The sequence below is a fragment of the Riemerella anatipestifer genome, assembly GCF_035666175.1.
Taxonomy (GTDB): Bacteria; Bacteroidota; Bacteroidia; order Flavobacteriales; family Weeksellaceae; genus Riemerella; species Riemerella anatipestifer_D.
This window is the reverse complement of record NZ_CP142016.1, coordinates 1,634,253-1,652,774: the sequence shown is the minus strand read 5'-3', so window position 1 is coordinate 1,652,774 and position 18,522 is coordinate 1,634,253. Positions and strand designations below refer to the sequence as shown.

Sequence of the window (18,522 nt, the reverse complement as noted above, 5' to 3'; positions counted from 1 at the left end):
TAATAGCAATAAGTCGGTAATAGCCATCACTAAATAATTTATAAAAAACGAGCATATAGAATGAAAAGCTGAGGATAGAAACTATATTAGATTGAAAAAAAATATTGTTTTTATGATTGCTACTGCTAATATCCAAGAAAAAATAATAGAGTAAATACTGCAATATAGACACTATAGTAATGGAAATAACATTATATCTGGATGCGAAGAATAGTTTAATTGATTTCATATTTTTGCAGTGTTTTTTCATTAATCATATAATGATTTTCACAAGTTTTGGATACAAAGTGACGGTCGTGAGAAACAATAATATATCTTTTGTTAGATTGTCTAATGAAGTTTGATAAATAATCTACAGAAACATTATCTAAGTTTTCAGTAGGCTCATCCAAAATAAATATTTCCCTATTTAGAGAAAGAATAAATACCATATGTGCCTTTACGACATTTCCTTGAGATAGATTTTTTATCTTAGTGTTGTAAAAAGATTTAAACTCCAAACCAAATACTAGATTCTGAAAAACATCTAACAACAATTCTTCTTTAAATAAATCTTTATGATTAGCTAATGACAAATCTTTGTTTAGAGAAATATGCCCTCCATAATACCCCATTGAAAGGGAGTTCTTAATTTCAATATCTCCTTTTAGCTTACCACAAATGATATTGAGTAATGTAGATTTCCCACAACCATTTCTTCCACTGATAGATAACTTTTCTTTTTCTTTGACATTAAGAATAACCCGTTGTGCATTATGAAATGAAAAAAACAAGAGTTGTTTATTAGACTGAAAATCAGTATATTGTTTTTGCTATAAAACGATATAAATGAACAACTTAGAGCAAATATATGAAAGAATTTTGGAAGTTTTAGGACTTTTTTCAGAAAATCAACTGATTAGTTATCAGAGAAGAACACCTAAAATGAGCGATTTAGAAGTCATAAGTCTTAATATTACTGCTGAATACTTGAGTATTGATAGCGAATTACAGTTATTTAGAAAATTGCCAAACTCTCTGATAAACAAAATTGAAAGAAGTGTTTACAATAAGCGAAAACGAAGACTATCCCTACAAACAGAGCAAATTAGACAGCGTATTTCGATGGAGTTCAATGAGTTTGAAGATATTTTTATCGTTGATAGCATGCCAATGAAAGTTTGTGAAAACGCTCGTTCTACTCGTTCAAAAATTTGTAAAGAGCAATCCTATTCTTCACCAACATATGGTTATTGTGCTTCACAGAAATTATATTTCTATGGCTATAAACTACACGCAGTATGTTCTTTAAATGGTGTTGATTAAGAATTTTGATATAAGCCCTGCATCCGTTCACGACATCCACTATTTAAAAGATATTGGTGAGCAAATGCGAAACTGTACTTTAATTGGAGATAGAGGCTATTTATCAGCAAAAGTTCAAATAGATTTATTTAACTATGCTAATATTAAATTAGATACACCAATGAGAAGTAATCAGAAAGATTATATTCCTCAATTTTCATTGTACAAGAAAAAGCGAAAACGAATTGAGACATTTTTCTCTCAACTTTGCGACCAATTTATGATTAAAAGAAACTATGCTAAAACTTTTGAAGGCTTTAAAACAAGGATAATCAGTAAAATAACCGCCGCAACGGTTATTCAATATATCAATAAATTTATCTTCCAAAGAAAATTAAATCATCTAAAAATCAGTATTATTTAAAATGCACAACGAGTTTTATAAAACTAAAATAATCCAAAAGCCTAAATTCAGACCATTCTACAAATTAACGCCAAGCTAATAGATTCTTTTAGAAATATAACTTATAAAATAAAAAGGACACTGTAAAACCTAATACTCGCTTTGAATATAATTCAATTTGGAATTATAAATACTATCTCTCGCTTTATTTTTACTGGGTAGTATCAAGCAAAATCGCTCTTAGAAATTTCTAAGAGCGATTTTTATTATACATTTACTTTTCCTTATTGATTAAAATCTATTTCCTCTGAAGAGTTTAATTTCTCATTTATATTTTCTTCCCGCCCTGTAGAAGAGCCTTTAGGCTTAGCCTCTACTGGTTTAGGGTTTCTTAACTCATCTAAAGTTTGTAGCCCTCCTTCGTCGCCATAGCCTCCCATACCTCTAAGATCATCACAACCATTCGTCCAATCCGAAGGTTTTACAAATTTTTCCTCTGGAGATATATTCAGACTCTTATTCGCCCATACTTTCTTCATAAATAGAGCCCATATAGGTAATGCCATCTTAGCACCTTGCCCTTCACCTGTACTCCAGAAGTGAGTATCTCTATCTTCCCAACCAACCCAAACGCCTGTGGCTAATTTCGGCACCATACCTATAAACCAACCATCTGAGTTATCGTTAGTTGTACCTGTTTTGGCTGCGATTTCAACACCTGCACTAATGCCTTTTCTTCTTAGCTCTCCAGATGCTGTACCATAGGCAGCCACACCTTTCATCAAATCAATCATAGAATAAGCATACTTCTCATTCATTATTTCTTTTAACTCAGATTTTACTTCTGTTATTACCCTACCATTGGCATCTTCTATACGCCATATCATCTCAGGTTTCACATAGTTACCAAAGTTGGCAAAAGTACTATAAGCTCCTAGCATTTCGTATATTGTAATTTCGGAAGAACCTAGTGCAATTGTATTGTTTCTAGGAATATCACTTTCAACTCCTAAATCTCTAGCTAACTGAATCACATTATCTACTCCCACAGATTCTATAAGCCTTGCAGCTACAGGGTTTTTAGAATGAGCTAAAGCATCTCTAAGTGTAAGCGAACCTCCAGAGCCTAAAACTCTCCAGCTTCCCTTGGTATATGTTGCATTAGAAATAGGTGTACAAGGCGTCATTCCCAAATTCATAATAGCAGCTGCATAAACAAATGGTTTAAATGTTGACCCCACCTGTCTTTTACCTTGTCTTACATGGTCATACTGAAAATGTTGCCAATCTATACCTCCTACCCACGCCTTAATATCTCCAGTAGATGGATCCATAGACATTAACCCAGCCTGTGCAATTTGCTTATGATAGCGGATAGAATCCCAAGGAGACATTTCAACTTCTTCCTCTCCATCCCATGTAAATCTCGTTAGTTTAGTAGGTTTATGAAACTCCATAATAATAGAGTCTTCTGGCATACCTGATGCTAAAAGCTGCTGATAACGCCCTGTACGCTTAACCGCCCTCATCATAATTCTATTTTGACGGTCTTTACTTACCTTATAGAACGGTCGACTAGGATTTCTTCTCTGCTCTGCATCAAAAGATTTCTGTAGTTGAGTTAAATGTTCCTTAATAGCTTCCTCTGCATACTTCTGCATTCTAGAATCTAATGTTACATAAATCTTGAGCCCATCTCTAAACAAATTAACCGACTTGCCTGTTTTCTTCTCATAATCTTTTAGATACTGAGCAATTTCTTTTCTAAGATAATATTTGTAATAAGCAGAATTTCCTTCTGTAATGTTTTTAATTGGAGTGTAATTAACCACTAATGGTTGTGCAACTGCTTTTTCGTAAGTTGCTTGGTCTATGTAGCCTGTTTCTAACATTTGCTTAAGTACCACATCTCTCCTCTTCTTAGCTCGTTCCTCATTACGAAGCGGATTATTGGCCACAGGTGCCTCCAACATCGCTACAAACATAGCAGCTTCAGGAAGTGTTAAATCTTTAGTTTTCTTATTAAAGTAAATCTTTGACGCCATCTCTATACCATGAGCGTTGTATGTAAAATCAAACTTATTGAAGTACATCGTAATGATTTCCTCTTTGGTATAACGCTTCTCAAGACTTACCGCCACTACCCATTCTTTAAGTTTTTGGGTAACCCTTCTAAATTTATTAGTGGACGCTTTTTTAGTAAATAAAAGTTTCGCTAACTGCTGGGTAATGGTAGAACCTCCACCTCTATCACCTCCAAAACGAATAGCCCTCAGTATAGACTTTAAATCTATCCCTGAATGCTCCTTAAATCTCTCATCTTCTTTAGCTTGTAAAGCATAAATTAAATGAGGAGGCATATCCTTATAGGTAATAGGATCTGTTTTCTCCATTTCAAATTTACCTAAAGTTACCCCATCTGAAGAGATAATCTCCGAAGCTACATAAATATCAGGATTCTCCAAATCTTGTACATCTGGCATTTCTCCTAAAAGACCTTGAGAGGTTGCAAAAAACAAAGCTGCTACACCTACTACAAAGCCCACTAAACCTAGCCATATTAACTTAATCCATTTTCTATATCCGTTATTCTTCTTCTTTTTGGGAGGAAGAGGAAAGGTTTGTTTTTGATTTTTATCAGAAGTCATCTTAATTAAATTCTATTTTAGTGATTGGATTGTTACCCCTATATCTTCTATTCCCTTTAAAGTATCTTTTCTCATCGCTTGTTTAAGCTCTATGTTATAGACTCCATTTTCAGGAAATTTATAATTAACCTTATATTGAAATAATGTTTCCTTTGTAGAACCAAAACCACTGCCTATCCACTCTCCATTTGGCATTGCTAACACATAGTTTAGAGTGTCTATCTTCCCTAAAACCTTATTCCCTTTACTTATCTTACTAATGAGGTAGAGGTTACTAAAAGGATAATCATTATTATTTCGTATAACAAAGATAATATTTTTAGGATTCTGAGCATCTTTTATTTCAAACTCAAATTTTTGTGGATTATTTTTATGCCACACTCCGTTAAGGTCATTCATCTTAACCTCTTCATCTCCAAACGACGAGCAAGAAGCCGAAGAGAACAATACTAACATAATCCAAAAAACATTAACCTTTGTCATTATCCGTATTTCTTGGGTTGGGTTTTCTTTTATTTTTATGTTTTGGGCGAGGTTTCTTAGCTCCGTTGCCTCCCTCCTCTTTATTTGAATTATTTTGAGGGCTTCTATTATTGTTCTGAGGTTTACCACCCTCATTATTTCGTTTTCTATTTTTTCGTCTAGCGTTATCTTTCTTCTCAAATCTATCTATGCTATCTTCCTGAATAAGATCTACATTGCGCACTTCTTTGGGAAGATTTTGACTCTTTAAATCTTCTAAGGGTTCTGCTTTTCTACCTTCATTATTCTGCTTGATAAGCCTTTTAACTTCATCTACATCTAAATCGTACCACATCATAGAGTTTTCTACATAAGCAAACCACATTTTCTTTTTGAAAACATCTATCTTAATGCAAAACGCTTTACCTTTCTCGGTATTGATAGTGGTATTAGTGGAAGGGAACGCATCTAAGGCATCTAGATAGCTATCTAGTTCAAAGTTGAGACAACATTTAAGCTTACCGCATTGCCCTGCCAACTTTTGGGGATTGATGCTTAACTGCTGATAACGAGCTGCATTGGTATTAACCGAACGAAAATCGGTAAGCCAAGTAGAACAGCAAAGCTCTCTCCCACACGAGCCTATTCCTCCAACTTTAGACGCTTCTTGACGGTAGCCTATCTGCTTCATATCTATCTTAGTACGAAACATTGTGGCGTACTCCTTAATCAGCTGTCTAAAATCTACTCTGCCTTCAGCAGTATAGTAAAAAGTGGCTTTGGTACCGTCACCTTGGAATTCCACATCAGAAATTTTCATCTGCAACCTAAGATTTCTTGCTATTTTGCGAGCCTCTAGTTTAACCTCTTCTTCTTTATTTCTAGTGGATTGCCACACATCTATATCCTTCTGATTGGATATTCTGTATATTTTAAGGCACTCTTCAGGGCTAGTCTTCTTTTTTTTCATTTGTATTTTTACTAGCTCCCCTGTAAGGCTTACCACCCCTACATCGTGTCCCGGATTTGCCTCTACCGTTACCACACTCCCTATACTAAGCGGAAGGTTATGAACATTCCTAAAAAAACATTTCCTTTCGTTTTTAAATCTTACCTCTACAAATTCATTTTGGGAAGGTGCTGGTGGCTTTATATTTGAAAGCCAATCAAAAACACTTAATTTATAACTATTACCACAGGTGTCTACACTAGCACACCCCGAGGCTGATTTTGTCCCACAAGTATGAGTAGAGTTTCCAGATGCTCCACATCCACAACTCATAATTTACATTTTTTAATTCTTGCAAATTTAATATAAATTTATTTCATAGCACTATTTCAGCTAATAGCCTACTATATTTTTGGTAAAATACTAAAGTAAGTTACATCAAATCTACGACTGCAGCTACAGCTAACTGGTAACCTTTAATACCAAAACCTGATAGAATACCGTCTGTATAAGCTGCTGTAACAGACTTCTGTCTAAACTCCTCTCTTTTATAAATATTACTAATATGTATTTCCACTTTAGGTTTCTTAAGATTTTTAAGTGCATCGGCAATAGCATAAGAGTAGTGCGTGAATGCCCCAGGGTTAATCACCAAAGCATCATAGTCTTCATTCTGAATTCTATTGATGATTTCTCCCTCTAGGTTAGACTGAAAATAATCCACTCCGTATGCTGAAAATTTATCTTTTAGATTTTCTAAAACTTCCTCCATAGAAATATTACCGTAAATTTCTGGTTCTCTAGTCCCTAAAAGGTTAAGATTCGCTCCGTTAATAATCAATATTTTCATCATCATTCTAATTATCGGGGATAAACTTACAAAAAGTTTTCATAAAAATCATTTTACGGCATATTTTTTATAACTTTACTTCCTCAACTTATAAAACTTATAAAATGAAAAAAGTAGCGTTGGCTTTATTAGCCGCTGGAGTAATTCTCCAATTCTTTCAAATAGATAAAACTAATCCGCCCGTAGACAAAGGAATGGATTTTGTACAAATTAAAAAAATGCCAGAATCTACCGCAAATATCCTTAAAAGTGCTTGCTATGACTGCCATTCCAACGAAACCAAGTACCCTTGGTACACCAATGTACAACCTGTGGCTTGGTTTGTAAAAGAGCATATAGATGACGGTAGAAAGCACCTTAACTTCTCTACATTTGCCACTTATAGCCCTGAAAAGCAAACAAAAAAAATAGAAGAGTCTATAGAAGAAATAGAGAAAGGAGGTATGCCACTAGAATCTTACCTATTAGCACATTCTGAAGCAAAACTATCTGATAGCCAAAAGAAAGAGCTAGTAAGCTTCCTAAAGCAATCTATTGGTGATAACTCTCAAACTTCTGGCGCTACAACAGATGGAGATGAAGACGAAGATTAAATCTACATGAATTTAGATTTTTCTAAATATTACCTTTTTTACGACGGAGATTGTGGTGTCTGTAACCGATGGGTACAATGGGTACTCAAGAATGACAAAAATGATAACTTTCGGTTTGTCGCACTGCAATCTTCTTTTGGACAAAGCTTTTTAAAGGACAGAAATCTACCTACCTCTAACTTTTCAACACTTTACCTTTGGAAACCCAATGCGTTTTACCTTACTAAGTCTGATGCCGTTATTAAAATAGGTAGTGTTTTAAGTGGTCAGTTTAGTCTGTTAAATATTGGCAAAGTAGTTCCTACATTCATCAGGAATAAAATGTATGACCTCGTTGCCAAAAACAGAATGAATATTGCAGGTAAACATTGTTTATTACTTTCCGAAGAGGAACAAAAGAAATTCATCAAATAGCACAACTTAAATCACAATTACACATTATGAGATTTTACTTTTTAATTCTAGCTCTAGCAACTCAAGCTTTAGTAGCACAAGCCACTCGTTTTGTTTACGAAATGAGTTTCAAGCCAGATTCTACCAATAGAACACAAACTAAGACAGAAACCGTATTTCTAGATGTAGATGCCCATAAATCTATCTTCTATTCCGAAAAAAGAATGCAGAGAGATTCGCTATTTTCTAGAATGAGAGAAACTAGAAATTTCAATTTTGATAGAGGAGCTATGGATAACTACCGCACCGCCGTCAATTTTTCCATAGAAAAAAATTATACCTCCCAAAACATCACCTTTAAGAACCGTATTGCTGCCGATACTTACAGCTATACAGAAAACAACCCTACTACTTGGGAAATTTTACCCGAGACCACTAAAATAGGTAATTATGAAACCCAAAAGGCAAAAACCACCTACGGTGGCAGGACTTGGATCGCTTGGTTTACCACAGAAATCCCAATGCCCGACGGACCTTACAAATTTTTTGGTCTTCCTGGTCTTATTGTGAAGGTAGAAGATACCAAGGGAGATTATAGCTTTGACCTTAAGGAAAGTAAGAAGATAGCAGCTCCTACCTCTTTCTCCTACCGTTCAGCACCGATAGAGGTTAAAAAGAAAGATTATCAAAAAATAGAACAAAGGTTTAAAGAAGCCCCTCTATCGTTCATTAACAGAAGTGGCGGACCAATAAGGATTGAAATGGATGCCAACACAAGAAAAAGAATGGAAGAAAGACAAAAAGAAAATAACACAAAAAATAATAATCCTATAGAGCTAGACTAAGACTAGCTCTTTTATTTTTTCAGCTCTTCCACCGGAAATTCCACTGTTCTAATAGGATACGGAACTCTAATACCATTATCTCTAAACTTGGCTAAAATAAGCCTCCTTATTTCGTTTTTGGTTTGTGGAGCTCTAAATAATTGAGTAGAAAAATAAAACAACTTTAATTCTAACGAACTTTCTCCAAAGTGCTCTAGCCTAACAAATGGTTTATTAGACTCTCCTTTCAGCACAGAACTATTTTCCATAGCAGACTGAATGAGTAGTTCTGTTGCCAAGTCTACATTTGCAGTATAATGTACCCTAATATCAACATCAAATCTTACAATTTCATCTGCATGAGAGAAGTTTATTAGCTTTTCTTTCGTAAGTACCGAATTAGGAAAAATCATATTTTTATTGTCTCTCGTAATAATAGAAGTAGTTCTCATATGTATCTGTTCCACTCTACCTACTATATTATCTATTTCGATTACATCACCTACTTTTATTGTTCTATCCACAAGTATAATCACCCCAGAAATAAAGTCTAAAACCAAATTTTGAAGCCCAAGACCTATCCCTACCAATATAGCTCCAGACCCTACTAGCAAAGGAGAAATATTGATACCTAGTGATTTCATTGCAATAAAAAATGTAACGATAAATACCGTATATTTTAGTATCTGAGAAAATGCAAATTTTTTCCCTAAATCTAATCTATCTGTTCTATAAATAAGCACTTTAATCATACGAGCCAACAGAGCACCTATGATAAAAATGATAAGAGCCACCACTATCTGATAGACACTTAAACTGTATTTACCGATGGAAAAAATTTGGTATTCTAAGATTTGTTTCAGCGTAAGATTTACATCATCTGTAATTTGATTTACATTCTCGTGCATATAATTAGTACTTTCAACAAAATATAAGGGAGTAAAATTTACTATACTCCCTCATTAAAAAATCAATTAAATTATTCTACTTTATATCTAAAACTACATTAACACCTTCTTGTAAGAAGAGGTCTTTCTTTAAACCTTTGAGCCAAATATCGCTTTTATGAGCAAAAGTAGTATCTGTTTTCCCTCTCATTTGTTCTTCTTTGTGAAGAGTGAATTTAAGCCCGTTATTATACTTATCTAATACTTTAAAACGCTCTATTTCCTGTTTTCTTTTCTTCATCAAATCATTAAACTTAGTCTGATTGATAGTGATGGATTTCTCTTTATCCAAACTCTCCTTCCATTGAGCAGACTCTTGTAAAAGCTGATAAGTGCCATTATTAGCCATTCTCTCTTGGCTTCGTTTAACTAAAGCTGCTATATTAAGCTGGTTAAGTGGTTTAAAGTCTGTACTTCCAATTTTATCCCAAGCTAAAGCATAGTCCTGATAACGCTCTCCTACTTCTGCATAAGAGAAGAAGTCCTTAAGACTAATATCCGAAGTAATCCCCTTACGCTGATTAGATGCTCCGTCTATACCATAAAACTTTTGTATAGTAAGTTTCAACGCTCCGAAATCGTCAGAAGTATTTAAAAATCTATTCAAATCTACAAAAGTTTGCACCGTCCCTTTTCCGTAAGAACTAGGCGAACCAAAGATAACTGCTCTACCATAAGCCTTCATCGCTCCCGCTAAAATCTCAGATGCCGAGGCTGACAGTTCGTTTTGCATAATTAACAAAGGGCCGTCCCACACAGGAGCATTTGTTTTATTTTTATAGACTTCTATCTTACCGTTTCCGTCTTTTATTTGTACCACAGGACCATTGTTCATAAACAATCCCATCATATCTACCACCTCAGAAAGAGAGCCACCACCGTTATTTCTCAAGTCTAAAACAAGACGAGTAACACCCTCTTTTTTAAGTTTTGTAATTTCGGCTTTTACATCATCAGAAGCATTTCTTCCCTTAGCATCGCCAAAATCAGCATTAAAGCTCGGCAGATAAATATAACCTACTTTCTCGCCTTTAGCCGTATTGATAACCAAACTTCTAGCAAATGTGTCTTCTATCTGTACCTCATCTCTAATAAGAGTAACATCTTTTATCGTTCCGTCTTTCTTCATTACAGTAAGCGTAACAGGAGTATCTTTTTTACCTCTTATGTATCTTACTACCTCGTCCACCAACATACCATTAACACTAATAGCTTCCTCTTTAGGAGAAGGTTTTACTTTAATAAGTTTATCGCCTTCTGTAAGTTGTTTAGACTTCCAAGCAGGAGCACCCACGGTAAGAGCTCCAAGGAATATTCCTCCTTTTTTCTCTTGTATTACTGCCCCTATCCCTATAAATGAACCTTTAAACTGCATATCAAAATCTTCTTTATCCTTAGGAGAATAATAGTTAGTATGCGGGTCAAAAACTTCTGTATAAGCGTTCATATAAACAGAGAACCAATCCATTTTCTTTCTCTTTTGGAATCTCTTGAACATATTAGACATCAAGTCTTTAATCTCTTCAGTCGCTTTTATTTTTTTCTCTTCTGGAGAAAGAATTTTAAGTGTTACAGTATCTTTCAATTTATTAGCAATAAGGGAGTCTTTGAGTTTTTTTCTTCGCTCCTCTCTATTGCTCATCACTTCCATTTCTTGTAGAATATTGTATTTAATATACCTCTTCCACTCTTTGGTTAAGTCTGCCTTATCAACTGGAGATTCTTTATCTTTTGGTTCTAAAACTAACACCTCATTTTCATTTAGGTCAATAGGCTTACTAAAAATTTCTTGAGTAATCCCATCTAGCTCCTCCATACGCTGATAAAGACGGTCGGTAGTAAGTTTATAAAAAGTTAAATCTCCTTGGTTAAGATAGTCGTCTAGCTTAGTTTTATGTTTTTCAAACTCTTGCATATCAGACTTCAAGAAGTAACGCTTAAATGGGTCTATCTTTTCAAAATATTTATTATAAACATCTTGCGAATACGCATCATTGATAGGCTTTGGGCTATAATGCAAATAAGACAGTGTATTACGAACACTCATCATAATAGTCTGCATTTTCTCATCATCATTCTTAGGTGAGTTAAAGCAAAATATTAAAGTGGTAAGTGGAACAAATAATAATAGTGTATTAATTTTTATTTTTTTAAACATAAAACTATACTTTATTTTAATAATTAAAACAATCCTTTTTCCGCTACTGAAACGCAATAGGAATGCCAAATTTAATACTTATTTTTTATTGCTCTATTTTTTTTGGTTATTTTTGTGAAAATTTGTTTCAAATTATGAAAAAGCCTCTTATATTGGTTACCAATGATGACGGAATTACCGCTCCTGGCATACGCAACCTCGTTTCTTTTATGAACGAAATTGGAGATGTAGTTGTGGTAGCACCTAACTCTCCTCAATCTGGAAAAGGACACGCCATTACCATCAACTCTACCCTTACCTACGAAGAAATTTCCATGGAAGGACCACAGAAAGACTATGCCCTTAGCGGTACTCCTGTGGACTGCGTAAAATTCGCATTGGATAAGATCCTTACCCGCAAACCTGATATTGTGGTTTCTGGCATCAATCACGGAGCTAATTCTTCCATCAATGTAATATATTCGGGGACTATGTCTGCTGCTGTAGAGGCTGGTGTGGAGGGACTTCCTGCTATTGGGTTTTCACTTTTAGATTTCAGTTGGGAGGCCGATTTTTCTCAAGCTAAAGAGTTTATCCAAACCATCGTTAAAAAATCCTTAGAAAATCCTATGCCTAAAGGTATGGTACTAAATGTAAACATACCCAATCTGAAAAAGGAGGATATAAAAGGGATTAAAGTTTGTAAACAAGCCCATGCAAAATGGGAAGAAAGTTTTGATGAAAGAGTAAATCCGCACGGTAAAAAATATTATTGGCTTACTGGCTATTTCAACAACATGGACACGAGCAAAGAAGCAGACGAAAATGCTCTAGCCGAAGGCTATATTTCTGTAGTTCCTGTGAAATTTGACCTTACTGCTTATGAGCATTTGGAAAGCCTAAAAGAGATACTAAACTCCTAAACTTCATAAATAATCCCTTCTTAAACGGAGGGATTTGTTTTTTCTAACAATAACCCTAGTTTATACATATCTAAGTATCTAAGGCTAACCTTTCCACCGAGCAATTTTTCTCGTATAAACTCTTTTCCAAAAGATGAAAAAAGCCTTGATAAAACAAAACTCAATTTTAGTTTCTTTACCATATAGTACGCTTTGACAAGTTTAATATCTTCTACTTTTTTAGGAGAATTTTTCAATAAAAAACAAAGGTTGTTTATAGAGTCTTCCACTTTTTTTAAATAAACTTCATTAGTTTCTAAATCAATATTTAGGATAGGATTATTTATATGGAAAACATCTATGCCTTTATCCTTTAAATCTTTCGCAAAAACTAAATCTTCATAGCCATAGCCTGTAAGTTGTTCATCAAACAAACATTGTGAAAAAGTCTCTCTTTCTATAAGGAAATTATTGGTCTGAAAAGACAAATGTTTATTTTTTTCTCGTTGAAATAAAGGTAAATTTTCTCTTTCATTAGCGAACTTCCATCTCAAATATCTCTCTACTGAAGGCTCTTCTTTTTGAATACACCTTCCTCCATAAACGACTTTTGCATCTTTATTTTCAGTAATGAATTTTTGATAATTCTGAATGAATTGGTTAGATATAATTTCGCCATCACTATCTAAAAATAATAGATATTGACCTTTAGCATACTTCAAAAACAAATTTCTTATTCTAGCTCTTCCCACATTTTTAGGAAGCCAAACCGTTGTATCCACAACAGTTTCCAGCGGTTTATTTAAGCCTTGATAATACTTATCAGAGGCATCATCTATTAAAACGATTTCTGCATTTAGATCGTTCGTTTCTATTTCGGATTTCAAAGCGGTTACTAGCGTGGCAACTTCGGTATTGTAGATAGGAATACAGATAGATATCATTAAATTTTATCTACAATTTTTTGTACATCTATTTCTTGTAAACAAGCCCAATCACCTCTATAACAGGCTTTATCTCCAAAAACTGAACAAGGTCGACAAGTAAGGTCTTCCTCCTGAACAACATCTTCTTCCTTTTGACCATACCCTAAAAAACCCGCAAAAGGATGCGTAGCTGCCCACACCGAAATGCAACGAGTCCCCACCAAACTTGCTAAGTGCATATTAGCAGAATCCATAGAAATCATCACTTCTAACCCTGCAATTTTCTCTAATTCTTCCTTTAATGAAAGTTGTCCTGCAACGCTTTTTGTATTTGGAATTTCCTTTTCCCATTGGCTCAAAATCGCCACTTCCTTCGCTCCTCCTCCGAATAAAAAAAGTGGCTTTTGTTTTGCTATCATTTTTGCTAGCTCAAAGGATTTTTCTAACGGAAGCATTTTCCCTTGATGCTGTGCGAATGGAGCAAAACCAATCCCCTTTTTATCAACTACTTGAGCACGATACTGATGAGATAATTTAACCTCAAATCCTATAGCTCTAAAAACATCTGTGTAATGTTCTGTGGTTAATTTAAGTTGTCGTTTGTCTAAATTCCAAATATCTGTAAGTTTTTTCTTCTGTTCCTTACCTTTATCTATCTTGAATACAGGAACTCCTTTTAGCCTAAATAGTCGGTTCAAAATTTTAGACCTAATAACATCATGTAAATCAGCAACAACATCTATTTTGTAAATACTCAACAGCTCTTTGTGAAGCTTATTTAACCCCCAAAAACCTTTATATTCTTCTAAATCTGCTCCGTGAAATCTAAGCCTATCAATTCCGTTAAATAAATCACCGAAGTTTTTACGAGAGACCATAATTACCTCCACATGAGGATTTTGCTCCAAAAATTCTCTGAGCACAGGCACTATCATCGCCACATCTCCAAAGGCAGAAAAACGGTAAGCTAGTATCGTCATCTCTTTTTATTAGGCCTTGGCTTGGAATGCCAAAGCATAGAATTTAATTTGTTTTATCATCGAGGCTAAACCATTGGCACGAGAAGGAGACAGAAACTCCTGAAGTCCTATCTCTGAAATAAATTCAAAATCGGAATCTAGAATCTCTTGAGGAGAATGCTCGCTATACACAGAAAGCAACATTGCTATAATCCCTTTAGGCAAAATACCGTCTGAGTCTGCCTCAAAAGATACCTTTCCTTCTTTGAAAGACGCATCTAACCATACTTTGGACTGACAACCTTTTATCAAATTTTCTTCCTGCTTTTTATCCACAGAAAGCCCTTTAAGCTCTTTGCCTAAATCTATAATATACTCGTATTTTTGCTCCCAATCGTCTAAGAAAGCAAACTCGTCTATCAGTTCTTGTTGTTTTTCTTTTATAGTCATATCACAAAGATAAGAAGTTTTTTATTTTGAGTTTCTATAGATGTTCTCCACCAAAGAAATCAAATTCTGATGATAAACCATTTCTTCCAAGTCGCATTCTATATCGGAAAGTTTTTTTAATGCATACTTTAAATTCAACTGCAAATTAGAATATTCATTATCAGCAATTTCATTTAAACTAAATTTATAGTTTTTAAGATTACAAACACTTACTTCATCAAAGTACTGCCCAGAAATTTTAACACTCCCATTTTCAGCAATGATATTCATAGAGGTTTCCATATTTTTATCCCAAACCGCCGTAGTGAAATTAAAATTAACTAAACCTCCCGTTGCCAACTTTAGAGTGAGTACCCCAGTATCTTCTATCTCTATCAAAGAGCGATTTCTAAAGGTATCCATATAACTAGACAGTAGTTCTGCCTTTCCGAAGGTAAAGAGTATTAAGTCTAAAAAATGAAAAAACTGAGTATATAAAGTGCCTCCATCTAACTCTTTTCTACCCTTCCACGATTTTGGCGTGTAGTATCTTTGGTCTCTATTCCAAAAACAATTAACTTGGACAAGATACGGTTGTCCTAGAATATTTTCGGACTGAATCTTTTTCAGCCACGCCAAAGCAGGAGAAAACCTATTTGGAGTAGAAAAAAATATTTTCAGTTGCTTTTCTTGAGCAATTTTAATTAAGGTTTCCATCTCAGAGCCCTTTAGGCAAAATGGTTTCTCTATTAAAATATGATACCCGTGTTCTAACAATGTTTTTGCTTGAGAAAAATGCAGATAATTGGGAGTTGATATTACCACTAAATCCACCTTAATTTCTGAATGTAAAAAATCATCTAAAGATTTAAAGTAAGGTATATCATCTATGTTTTCAATCGCTGAATCATCTATGATTGCAGAAATTTGTACCTCATCAATTTCCTCAATAGCAGCGAGGTATTTTTTCCCCATAAACCCCAACCCAAGAATTGCAATATTTATCATAGCTCCATTTAAATTAAAAAAGTAAAATCCACTAAATACGAGATTTAGTGGACTTAACCTACATCAATTATTTAATTTTGTTTTTCTAAAGCGTCTTTAGCTTCATTTAGTTTTAAGACTACACTTTCGCCTTCACTTAATTGTTTGGTTACCAAAAGTTCGGCTAGTAAATCTTCTATATACTTTTGCACCGCTCTTTTCAGTGGTCTAGCACCGAAGTCTTTATCCCAACCTTTCTCAGCAATAAAGTCCTTGGCTTCCTCTGTAAGACTTACAGTATAACCTAGTTTGCTTAATCTTTGGTAAAGTTTATTAAGTTCTAAATCTATAATTTTCTTAATATCTTCTTTCTCTAAAGCGTTGAAAATAATAATATCATCTATTCTATTTAAAAACTCTGGAGCAAATGCCTTTTTAAGAGCCGACTCTATCGTACTTCTTGCGTGGGCATCGGTACTAGATTTTTTTGCTGAAGTTCCGAAACCTACGCCATCACCAAAGTCTTTCAGTTGGCGAGTACCAATGTTAGAGGTCAAAATAACAATCGTATTCCTAAAGTCTATTTTTCTACCCAAACTATCCGTTACGAAACCTTCATCTAAAATCTGCAACAATAGGTTAAATACATCAGAGTGAGCTTTTTCTATCTCATCTAAAAGCACTACCGAATAAGGCTTTCTTCTAACAGCTTCTGTAAGTTGTCCGCCTTCCTCGTAACCTACATATCCTGGAGGCGCTCCCACGAGTCTAGACACCGCAAACTTCTCCATATATTCGCTCATATCTATTCTTATGAGTGCATCTTCGGAGTTGAATAATTCCTTAGCCATCACTTTAGCTAACTCTGTTTTACCAACTCCTGTAGTTCCTAGGAAAATAAAAGTACCAATAGGGCGGTTAGGGTCTTTTAGTCCTGTTCTGTTTCTTTGGATAGATTTCACTACTTTTTTAACGGCTTCCTCTTGACCAATTACCTTACCATTAAGGTTTTTATCCATTTCGGCAAGTTTATCAAGTTCGTTTTTGCCTACTTTAGTTACAGGAACACCACTCATCATTGATACTACTTCTGCGACATTCTCCTCCGTAACCGTTTCTTTCATCTCTTTTACATTTCTATCCCATTCTTCCTGAACCAAATTAAGCTCTATTTGTAAACGCTCTTCTTCATCTTTAAGCCTTCTCGCTTCTAGGTAGTCTTGAGCCTTAACCGCTTTTTGTTTAAGCTCTTTAACTTCTTCTATTTTGGCTTCAAAATCTACAAGTTCGGTAGGGACTTTCATATTTTTAATGTAAACCCTAGAACCCGCTTCGTCCATAGCATCTATGGCTTTGTCTGGTAAAAATCTATCTGTGATATATCTAGAGGTAAGATTAACACAAGCCTTGATAGCGTCATCTGTATAAATTACATTGTGATGTTCTTCGTACTTATCTTTAATTTGATACAAAATCTGAATGGTTTCTTCTATGGAAGTCGGCTCTACCATTACTTTTTGGAAACGTCTCTCCAAAGCACCATCTTTCTCTATATGCTGTCTGTACTCATCTAAAGTAGTAGCTCCAATGCATTGTATTTCTCCCCTTGCCAAAGCAGGTTTGAACATATTAGACGCATCTAAGCTTCCTGTAGAACCTCCCGCTCCTACAATAGTATGCAACTCGTCTATGAACAAAATGACATCTCTATTTTTTTCAAGTTCTGTCATAATTGCTTTCATTCTTTCCTCAAACTGACCTCTGTACTTAGTCCCTGCTACCAAACTAGCTAAATCTAAAGTGATTACACGCCTGTTGTACAATACACGAGAAACTCTTTTCTGATGTATCCTTAATGCCAAACCCTCTGCAATAGCAGATTTCCCCACACCTGGCTCTCCAATAAGGAGTGGATTATTTTTCTTTCTTCTGGACAGAATTTGTGATACTCGTTCTATCTCTTTTTCCCTACCAATTACTGGGTCTAACCTTCCTTCCTTAGCCAAAGCCGTTAAATCTCTACCGAAATTATCCAAGGTCGGAGTTTTACTTTTTGCAGTTCCGATATTGCTACTTGGTTTATTAGGCTGCCCAAAGCTTTCTCTTTCCTCATTACTATCGTCATAATCACTACTCATTTTAGGCAAAATTCCGTTCTGCTCTAACATCGTGCGATATTCTTTAGTAACCGCTTCATAGTCTACATCATAACTTTCTAGAATTTGAGTTGTAGGGTCTTCCATTTTGTAAAGAATACCCAATAGTAAATGAACTGTATTGATATGTTCTGAACGATAACTTTTACTTTCTAAATCAGCTCTTTTAAGTGCATAATCTGCCATTTTAGTAAATGGAATTACCTCCATTTCTTTCGGTGGAAAAACATTAGAACTTAAAGAGTTTAAAGCCTCTATCTTTCGTCTTATTTGGGTTAAATCTACCTGTAAATTCTGTAATATTTCCCTCGCAGAATTATCGGTTTTAATAATCCCTAAAAGAAGGTGTTCGGTATTAAGAAATTCACTTTCTAATCTTTTTGCTTCTTTAGCACTCGCTTTGAGGACTTTATCCAATCCTCCCGAAAATTTATTACTCATCATAATTGTTCGTCATTGATTTCTAAACAAACTCTTTGATACATTTGTCAAAATGTTTATTTAGACTTGTCCAAAGTTACAAATACTTTACCAAAGATAAAAAATGACTTTATGGCATATTTTTCTTAGTTTTGCGAAAATTTAAACTATGAACCCTGAATATATTGGCTACTTAGCATCTGCATTTGTTGCTATCAGTTTTTTGCTAAAAGAAATTAACAAGATAAGATTG

General features: G+C 34.6%; 16 protein-coding genes and 1 pseudogene. 5 read left to right on the top strand and 12 right to left on the bottom strand.

Annotated elements, in window-relative coordinates; translation table 11 throughout:
- Positions 1-215: 215 nt before the first annotated feature.
- Complete coding sequence (locus VIX88_RS08100) at positions 216-773, bottom strand: ATP-binding cassette domain-containing protein (RefSeq protein ID WP_064971320.1); 558 nt, start codon at positions 771-773, stop codon at positions 216-218.
- A gap of 55 nt (positions 774-828) precedes the next feature.
- Here VIX88_RS08100 and VIX88_RS08095 point away from each other — a divergent pair.
- Positions 829-1,708 (top strand): annotated as a pseudogene (locus tag VIX88_RS08095) (IS982-like element ISRa1 family transposase).
- 263 nt (positions 1,709-1,971) lie between these two features.
- On the opposite strand, the gene VIX88_RS08090 reads toward VIX88_RS08095, so the two are convergent.
- The 4 genes from VIX88_RS08090 to aroQ all read right to left on the bottom strand — a co-directional run bounded on the left by VIX88_RS08090 (position 1,972) and on the right by aroQ (position 6,596).
- Positions 1,972-4,335, bottom strand: a complete 2,364-nt coding sequence (locus VIX88_RS08090; RefSeq protein WP_109475360.1) for a penicillin-binding protein 1A — start codon at positions 4,333-4,335, stop codon at positions 1,972-1,974.
- A 12-nt stretch (positions 4,336-4,347) separates the two neighbouring features.
- A complete protein-coding gene (locus tag VIX88_RS08085) occupies positions 4,348-4,818 on the bottom strand; it encodes a gliding motility lipoprotein GldH (RefSeq protein WP_064969682.1) in 471 nt (156 codons plus the stop codon).
- Positions 4,805-6,079, bottom strand: a complete 1,275-nt coding sequence (locus tag VIX88_RS08080) for a PSP1 domain-containing protein (RefSeq protein WP_064969684.1) — start codon at positions 6,077-6,079, stop codon at positions 4,805-4,807. Before VIX88_RS08080 ends, VIX88_RS08085 begins: the two co-directional genes overlap by 14 nt.
- A 100-nt stretch (positions 6,080-6,179) precedes the next feature.
- Positions 6,180-6,596, bottom strand: a complete 417-nt coding sequence (gene aroQ, locus VIX88_RS08075) for a type II 3-dehydroquinate dehydratase (RefSeq protein ID WP_004920670.1) — start codon at positions 6,594-6,596, stop codon at positions 6,180-6,182.
- A gap of 104 nt (positions 6,597-6,700) precedes the next feature.
- Between aroQ and VIX88_RS08070 the strand changes: the two genes are divergently transcribed.
- From VIX88_RS08070 to VIX88_RS08060, 3 genes are read left to right on the top strand one after another with little or no spacing between them, the layout of a single operon-like run.
- On the top strand, positions 6,701-7,189 hold the full coding sequence (locus VIX88_RS08070; protein ID WP_064969686.1) for a heme-binding domain-containing protein: 489 nt from the start codon (positions 6,701-6,703) through the stop codon (positions 7,187-7,189).
- Positions 7,190-7,195: 6 nt separating this feature from the next.
- Positions 7,196-7,603, top strand: a complete 408-nt coding sequence (locus VIX88_RS08065) for a thiol-disulfide oxidoreductase DCC family protein (RefSeq protein WP_064969688.1) — start codon at positions 7,196-7,198, stop codon at positions 7,601-7,603.
- A gap of 26 nt (positions 7,604-7,629) precedes the next feature.
- Entirely contained in the window at positions 7,630-8,427 is a 798-nt protein-coding gene (locus VIX88_RS08060) for a GLPGLI family protein (RefSeq protein ID WP_064969725.1), read from the top strand.
- An 11-nt stretch (positions 8,428-8,438) separates the two neighbouring features.
- Here the strand turns inward: VIX88_RS08060 and VIX88_RS08055 are convergent, their stop codons facing one another.
- The gene (locus VIX88_RS08055) at positions 8,439-9,314 is read right to left on the bottom strand and encodes a mechanosensitive ion channel family protein (RefSeq protein ID WP_064969690.1); all 876 of its coding nucleotides are present in this window, start codon (positions 9,312-9,314) and stop codon (positions 8,439-8,441) included.
- Positions 9,315-9,390: 76 nt separating this feature from the next.
- The gene (locus tag VIX88_RS08050) at positions 9,391-11,511 is read right to left on the bottom strand and encodes a carboxy terminal-processing peptidase (protein WP_214193741.1); all 2,121 of its coding nucleotides are present in this window, start codon (positions 11,509-11,511) and stop codon (positions 9,391-9,393) included.
- 134 nt (positions 11,512-11,645) lie between these two features.
- Between VIX88_RS08050 and surE the strand changes: the two genes are divergently transcribed.
- Entirely contained in the window at positions 11,646-12,413 is a 768-nt protein-coding gene (gene surE / locus VIX88_RS08045; protein WP_013447017.1) for a 5'/3'-nucleotidase SurE, read from the top strand.
- Positions 12,414-12,433: 20 nt separating this feature from the next.
- On the opposite strand, the gene VIX88_RS08040 is transcribed toward surE, so the two are convergent.
- The 5 genes from VIX88_RS08040 to VIX88_RS08020 form a co-directional block, all read right to left on the bottom strand.
- Complete coding sequence (locus VIX88_RS08040) at positions 12,434-13,336, bottom strand: glycosyltransferase family 2 protein (RefSeq protein ID WP_064969694.1); 903 nt, start codon at positions 13,334-13,336, stop codon at positions 12,434-12,436.
- Positions 13,336-14,298: a glycosyltransferase family 9 protein gene (locus tag VIX88_RS08035; RefSeq protein WP_222535073.1), complete on the bottom strand. Its 963-nt coding sequence runs from the start codon at positions 14,296-14,298 to the stop codon at positions 13,336-13,338. The genes VIX88_RS08040 and VIX88_RS08035 overlap by 1 nt, the downstream gene beginning before the upstream one ends.
- Positions 14,299-14,307: 9 nt before the next feature.
- Entirely contained in the window at positions 14,308-14,727 is a 420-nt protein-coding gene (locus tag VIX88_RS08030; RefSeq protein ID WP_004920646.1) for a SufE family protein, read from the bottom strand.
- A gap of 21 nt (positions 14,728-14,748) precedes the next feature.
- Positions 14,749-15,714, bottom strand: a complete 966-nt coding sequence (locus VIX88_RS08025; protein WP_064969695.1) for a Gfo/Idh/MocA family protein — start codon at positions 15,712-15,714, stop codon at positions 14,749-14,751.
- A 71-nt stretch (positions 15,715-15,785) separates the two neighbouring features.
- Positions 15,786-18,293: an ATP-dependent Clp protease ATP-binding subunit gene (locus VIX88_RS08020; protein ID WP_081276901.1), complete on the bottom strand. Its 2,508-nt coding sequence runs from the start codon at positions 18,291-18,293 to the stop codon at positions 15,786-15,788.
- Positions 18,294-18,522 lie beyond the last annotated feature (229 nt).